We start from the raw sequence: 6,052 nt of genomic DNA on the forward strand, positions 1-6,052 counted from the left end.
ATTCCTTGTAACAAACTCGATTACTTGAAATAGTTTGTTAGGTCTCTGTCACAAAATTGACACAATCTTTTTATCACTCAGCCTCAAAAAAATGGGAAATATCTGCTAACGCTTGAATCCTGTGATTACCTTCATAAGTCGACTCTAAAAAGTTGATACTTTGAATACCACTATTCTGGGCAAATTCCACATCCAGAGTCCGATCCCCTATATAATAGATTTTCTCAGGATCCAACTGATACTTGTCTAACAGATAGGTAGCCGCTTCCGGATTAGGCTTGCGAGCAAAGCCACTCTGACTGGTTAGAATCTCTGTAAAATAAGATTCCAAACCCAAGTCTCTGAGAATGGTAAGAGCATTGTCTCCCTTATGAGTGTAAACAAACTGCTGAATTCCTGCTTGGTCTGCCCAAGCTAGCATCTCACGCGCACCTGGCATCAAAACTACCTGAGCATTCTTCTCAGCCAGACTCTGTGCACGCACCTGATTTAGCACTTCCACATCCAGCTTTCTCTCTTCTGCCACCTGCACAAGTAAATCCTGCACAGAAAACTTGAGGATAAACTCTCTCACCTGCTCCTTATCATAAGGAATAGAAAACTGAGCAAAAGTTTCCTCAATCCCTGACAAAATTGCTTCGTAAGAGTCCAATAAAGTCCCGTCTAAATCCCAAATAAAAGCTGTTTTTTGCATTTCCTATCCTTTCAAGCTCATATAACGCTGGTAACGGTAACGTAGAAATAACCAACGAAAACCATTATCCAAAAGGGTTCCGGCCCAAATACCAGGCAAGCCCCAACCAAGCACAATCCCCATCAGATATCCTGTTCCAATGCGGATACACCACATTCCTATACTTGTCGCATAAAAGGGAAGCCGAGCATTGCCCAAACCCTGCCAGACTGCTGTATAGATGACTGTTCCTATCGTCATAGGAGTACCAAGTAGTGAAAACAGTGTCACTAGAACACTAGCCTCCACCGCTAGAGGATTAGTCGTATAGAGATGAGTTAATGGTACACCCAAAGCGTAGATACTGAAGGTCAAGGGTAACATGAGGACCAGAGAAAGCCAAAAGGTTTGCTTGCTCAAACTAGCTACTCTTTCCCAATTATCCTCTCCAACTGCTCGAGCTACCAGCATGACCGTTGCCGTAGCGACGCCAAAGGCAGGCATGTAGTTAAACTGGGTCAAGACTTCTCCGACTGCATTCCCAGCAACTGCCTCCGTTCCAAAAGAAACGACCAAGGCAATGATAACGACATCACCAGCCCGCATCATAAGCCGCTCTCCAGCTGCTGGCAAAGCTAAGGTCAATAGTTCCTTATCTAAACCAAAAGTCGGTTTCTCAAAAGGCAACTTTAATTGCGACCATAAAATCACAAGACCTACCAAGCGAGACAGAATAGTTCCCCAAGCAACACCAGCTATCCCCATATCCAGAACAAAAATAGCTAGACTGGAAAAGAGAATATTCAAAGCATTTGATAAGAGACTAACATAGAGAGGCAGACGTGGATTATGCGTTGCACGAATCAAGGCACCCAGACTGGTCATCAAGCCCAAAAGAACAATCGATCCGCCTACCAAAGATAGATACAGTCCACCACTCTCAGCTACAGCCCTCTCCGTTCCCAATAGTCCTATCATCTCTTTTCCAGCGAAGATGGACAAAGATCCTAAAAGGAAACTTACTAGTAGGGTAATCTTCAAGGCTTCAGTCACATGATAGGCTAGCTTAGACTGATCCTTCTGCCCTAAACTTTTTGAAATAACACTGGAAATAGCAGCTCCCAGAGCGATGAAAATCGCCTGGTAAATGGTGATGATATTACCAGCGACTGATACACCCGAAATGGCTATCAAGCCCAAATGGGCTACCAAGTAACTGTCCACCATTCCCATGAGCATCTGCAAAAAGTTTTCGCCCATAGCTGGCAAAGCAATATTAAGAATGTCTTTATTTTTCTTAAACAATCCTTCCTCCTGATGAAAAGAAACTCAGTTGGTTTCCCAACCGAGTTTACTCCTTCCGTCTTAAAGTCCTAAATAAGCCTCAACCGCTGCTTGCATATCCGCAGCCGCCACAGTTGTCTTGTGACGAACTGGCGCTGTTTCAAGGCCATCAACTGCTGATGGCACAGCCACTCCTGAGATTTCATGCAATTGAGCCAAAGCTTCAAAGTCAGTTAAGCCTGCTTTTCCTGTTACTGCTTCAACTGCAACCACCGGGAACTTGTAAGGACTAGCTGTTGAAGCAATCACTGTCTTAGTAACATCGTCAGTAGCCACTTGGTATTTCTTATAAACTGCCGAGGCAACCGCCGTATGTGGATCCTCGATATAAGAATCTGACTCATAAACACGCTTGATTTCTGCCGCTGTTTCTTCCTCAGTCGCATATTCAGCTGCAAAGAGGTTAAGAATCTCTGCATCAAAGTCTGTCAACTCATATTGTCCTTGCTTGTTCAAGGCATTCATGAGTTCAGCTGTTTTAACCGCATCATTACCCAAAAGATGGAAAATCAAACGCTCCAAGTTTGAAGATACCAAGATATCCATAGATGGACTAGTTGTTACCTTAAACTCACGCTTCTTGTCGTAAACACGTGTCTTGAAGAAGTCTGTCAAAACATTGTTGTCATTTGAAGCACAGATCAATTTACCAACTGGTAGACCAATTTGCTTGGCATAAAAGGCAGCCAAGATATTTCCAAAGTTTCCTGTTGGTACTGTGAAGTTGACCTTTTCACCAGCCACAATCTCTCCAGTCTTAACCAACTGAGCATAGGCATAAACATAATAAACAATCTGTGGCACCAAACGACCGATATTCATAGAGTTAGCAGATGAAAATTGCAACTTGTTGGCCGCTAATCTTTCACGAAGAGCCACATCGTTAAACATATGTTTCACATTTGTTTGCGCATCGTCAAAGTTACCATCAATAGCGATAACATGAGTATTGTCACCAGTCTGCGTGGTCATTTGCAACTCTTGCACCTTGCTGACACCATCTTTTGGATAAAAGACGATAATCTCAGTACCAGGGACATCTGCAAATCCTGCCATAGCAGCTTTCCCCGTGTCGCCAGATGTCGCTGTCAAGATAACAATCTTATTCTCCAAACCATGTTTCTTAGCAGCAGTCGTCATAAAGTATGGCAAGATAGACAAGGCCATATCCTTAAAGGCAATCGTTGAACCATGGAAAAGTTCCAAATTGTATTGCCCATCTAATTTCACTAATGGTGCAATAGCTGGAGTATCAAATTTGCTATCGTAGGCATTGTTGATACAGTAGTCCAACTCTTCAGCTGTAAAGTCATCTAAAAATGCTGACAAAACTAACTTAGCAACTTCCTGATAGGAAGCATCTTTCAATTTTGCAAAATCCAAATCTACCTTTGGATAAATAAGTGGTGTAAACAAACCACCGTCCGTTGCCAAACCTTGCAAAATAGCTTGGCTAGCAGTTACTGTATTGTTGGCATCACGCGTTGATTGATAAACTAATGTCATTACTCTCTATCCTTTATCTATAGTCTCATCCATTATATCATGATTTTTCAGAAAATTCTCCTTTTATAAGAGAAATTATAGGCTCAATTCTTTCTTCAAAGGCTCTAAATAAATCATTTCTTGCTTATTTCTCATCACTAGCCCTTCCTCAGCTAGTAGGAGTAAGTCTTTGGAAAATTCAATAATCGCAGTTTCTTCCTGATCTGTAAGCTTTTTCTTAGAAAATTGTCGTCTTAAAAACTTATAATCACAACCAAATTTCTTAAAGAAAGGTGCTGTTTCTAAGTAAGCTACTAACTTATCTAAATTAACCAACAATCCCAAGTGAAAGGCGGCAGAAGCGAAAGTTCTCTCTAGAGGCTGAGTACACACACTACGAAACTCAACTGTTCCGCGAGTCGTTAAGTCTTGGTACTGATAACTACGATGTGTTTCAAAATCCTTCTCTTGAGGGTAAATAAGAATCACATCCCCATTAAGAGCATATGCTTGGATTTCAGGTGTAGTCAGGTACTTGCTTGCCTGAATAGGATAAAAATAATAGGTTTGTCCATCACGTTCCGCAGTAAAAATTGCAGAATGATCGAGATAGTCAAAAAAATCATCCTCATCTTTAAAGAGCCTAGAATTGACACCGACATTTTCTGGATAGATACCATGCATAGACTCTTCCCAGAAAATATCCCTTGCAATTTTCGTATCCCAATCCTCACCTGAAAACTCAGAATTGGCAAATAAATACGCCTTAGGCCCTTCAATTTGAGTAAAAGCATTAATCACCCGTAAGTAGTTAGATTTTGAAACATCAAGCTGAACCTGACTCCCACAGATAAAAGCACCATATTCAGGGAAATGATGCAACTCTGATTTAGTCACATTTCTACTCAAATTCAAATAGTCCATCAACATGCGATACCGTGGGTAAGCAACTGGACAATTCTCATTTTTATCCCAGTTAGGATGAATGCCACAGCCAACAATAGCATGATTTGATTCACTTAATTTTCTCTGAATTACATTCATATAATTATTAAAACGATTCTCTACCTCTTGAATCTCTTTAACCTTACCAAACGCAAATTCAATCGTAGTATAGGAAACTTCAAATAAAATAGCATCCTGACTTATCGGATCTACTAACTGGATAGGATTGCCAAAATCATCTACCTTTTCAACATCGAAATCCAAAGCAGAAACTAAATATCGGAATAATTCCTTGATAACTTCAACATCTGCAGTATTCCCTTCCAAGTTTACAACAGGATATTCCAGCTCAATCCCGACAAACAATTCAGGATTTTCTTTGATATTTTTCAAATACCGATGCTTTAATAAATCGATAGAACGAGACATACTTCCCTACACTTTCATAATAAATTTTAAATAACTATTATTATACCAAAAATAATACAAAAAGGAACGAAGATTTATCAACGTTCCTTAACTCTATACTATACCGGCGGCCGGGGTCGAACCGGCACGTCCTTGCGGACACTGGATTTTGAGTCCAGCGCGTCTGCCAATTCCGCCACGCCGGCAAATAGTAACTGGGGTAGCTGGATTCGAACCAACGCATGAGGGAGTCAAAGTCCCTTGCCTTACCGCTTGGCTATACCCCAATAATATAAAATAGGCGAGTGATGGGGATCGAACCCACGCATGCCAGAGCCACAATCTGGTGTGTTAACCACTTCACCACACCCGCCATAATTCTATTAACACGGGCAGTAGGAATTGAACCCACACTGAAGGTTTTGGAGACCTTAGTTCTACCTTTAAACTATGCCCGTAAAATGGAAGGGGAGGGATTCGAACCCCCGAACCCGAAGGAGCGGATTTACAGTCCGCCGCGTTTAGCCTCTTCGCTACCCTTCCAAAATATATAAATGGCGCGAGACGGAATCGAACCGCCGACACATGGAGCTTCAATCCATTGCTCTACCAACTGAGCTACCGAGCCTTATTGCGGGAGCAGGATTTGAACCTACGACCTTCGGGTTATGAGCCCGACGAGCTACCGAGCTGCTCCATCCCGCGTTAATAAAAAAGGAGGATGTGGGATTCGAACCCACGCACGCTTTTACACGCCTGACGGTTTTCAAGACCGTTCCCTTCAGCCGGACTTGGGTAATCCTCCAAAATAGTTTATACGGGAACAAGCCCGTGTCCTCTTAGTGAAAAGATAATATTTCAATCGCTAAGTAGTGGACTAAACACTATGGGCACGAGTGGACTCGAACCACCGACCTCACGCTTATCAGGCGTGCGCTCTAACCACCTGAGCTACGCGCCCAAGTTAAAAACTTGGTACAAAGAACAAAGTTCAAAGCGGGTGACGAGAATCGAACTCGCGACAACAGCTTGGAAGGCTGTAGTTTTACCACTAAACTACACCCGCTAAAATGGGAGTTAACGGGATCGAACCGCTGACCCTCTGCTTGTAAGGCAGATGCTCTCCCAGCTGAGCTAAACTCCCTAGAGCTAAGCGACTTCCATATCTCACAGGGGGCAACCCCCAACTACTTCCGG

4 protein-coding genes and 11 tRNA genes are annotated in these 6,052 nt (G+C 42.5%); all 15 read right to left on the reverse strand.

The genetic code is table 11. The features are described from left to right. Window positions 1-73 precede the first annotated feature (73 nt). Entirely contained in the window at window positions 74-694 is a 621-nt protein-coding gene (locus FJR73_RS09285; RefSeq protein ID WP_140834605.1) for an HAD family hydrolase, read from the reverse strand. Window positions 695-697: 3 nt separating this feature from the next. Further along, complete coding sequence (locus FJR73_RS09290) at window positions 698-1,978, reverse strand: MATE family efflux transporter (RefSeq protein WP_140834607.1); 1,281 nt, start codon at window positions 1,976-1,978, stop codon at window positions 698-700. 60 nt (window positions 1,979-2,038) lie between these two features. Further along, complete coding sequence (gene thrC, locus FJR73_RS09295; protein WP_140834608.1) at window positions 2,039-3,523, reverse strand: threonine synthase; 1,485 nt, start codon at window positions 3,521-3,523, stop codon at window positions 2,039-2,041. Window positions 3,524-3,598: 75 nt separating this feature from the next. Next, window positions 3,599-4,876, reverse strand: a complete 1,278-nt coding sequence (locus FJR73_RS09300) for a gamma-glutamylcysteine synthetase (RefSeq protein ID WP_140834609.1) — start codon at window positions 4,874-4,876, stop codon at window positions 3,599-3,601. Window positions 4,877-4,977: 101 nt separating this feature from the next. Beyond that, window positions 4,978-5,061 (reverse strand) — tRNA-Leu (locus FJR73_RS09305). Between the two features lie 9 nt (window positions 5,062-5,070). Beyond that, window positions 5,071-5,142: transfer RNA gene (locus tag FJR73_RS09310), tRNA-Gln, on the reverse strand. Between the two features lie 13 nt (window positions 5,143-5,155). After that, window positions 5,156-5,228: transfer RNA gene (locus FJR73_RS09315), tRNA-His, on the reverse strand. A 14-nt stretch (window positions 5,229-5,242) separates the two neighbouring features. Continuing rightward, window positions 5,243-5,313: transfer RNA gene (locus tag FJR73_RS09320), tRNA-Trp, on the reverse strand. 4 nt (window positions 5,314-5,317) lie between these two features. Then, window positions 5,318-5,398, reverse strand: a tRNA-Tyr gene (locus FJR73_RS09325). Window positions 5,399-5,410: 12 nt separating this feature from the next. Beyond that, window positions 5,411-5,483 (reverse strand) — tRNA-Phe (locus FJR73_RS09330). A 3-nt stretch (window positions 5,484-5,486) separates the two neighbouring features. Then, window positions 5,487-5,560: transfer RNA gene (locus tag FJR73_RS09335), tRNA-Met, on the reverse strand. Window positions 5,561-5,570: 10 nt separating this feature from the next. Further along, window positions 5,571-5,660 (reverse strand) — tRNA-Ser (locus FJR73_RS09340). An 82-nt stretch (window positions 5,661-5,742) separates the two neighbouring features. Beyond that, window positions 5,743-5,816: transfer RNA gene (locus FJR73_RS09345), tRNA-Ile, on the reverse strand. Between the two features lie 34 nt (window positions 5,817-5,850). Next, window positions 5,851-5,921: transfer RNA gene (locus tag FJR73_RS09350), tRNA-Gly, on the reverse strand. Window positions 5,922-5,926: 5 nt separating this feature from the next. After that, a tRNA-Val gene (locus FJR73_RS09355) sits at window positions 5,927-5,999 on the reverse strand. Window positions 6,000-6,052 lie beyond the last annotated feature (53 nt).

The organism is Streptococcus sp. D2, assembly GCF_006385825.1.
GTDB classification, from domain to species: domain Bacteria; phylum Bacillota; class Bacilli; order Lactobacillales; family Streptococcaceae; genus Streptococcus; species Streptococcus shenyangsis.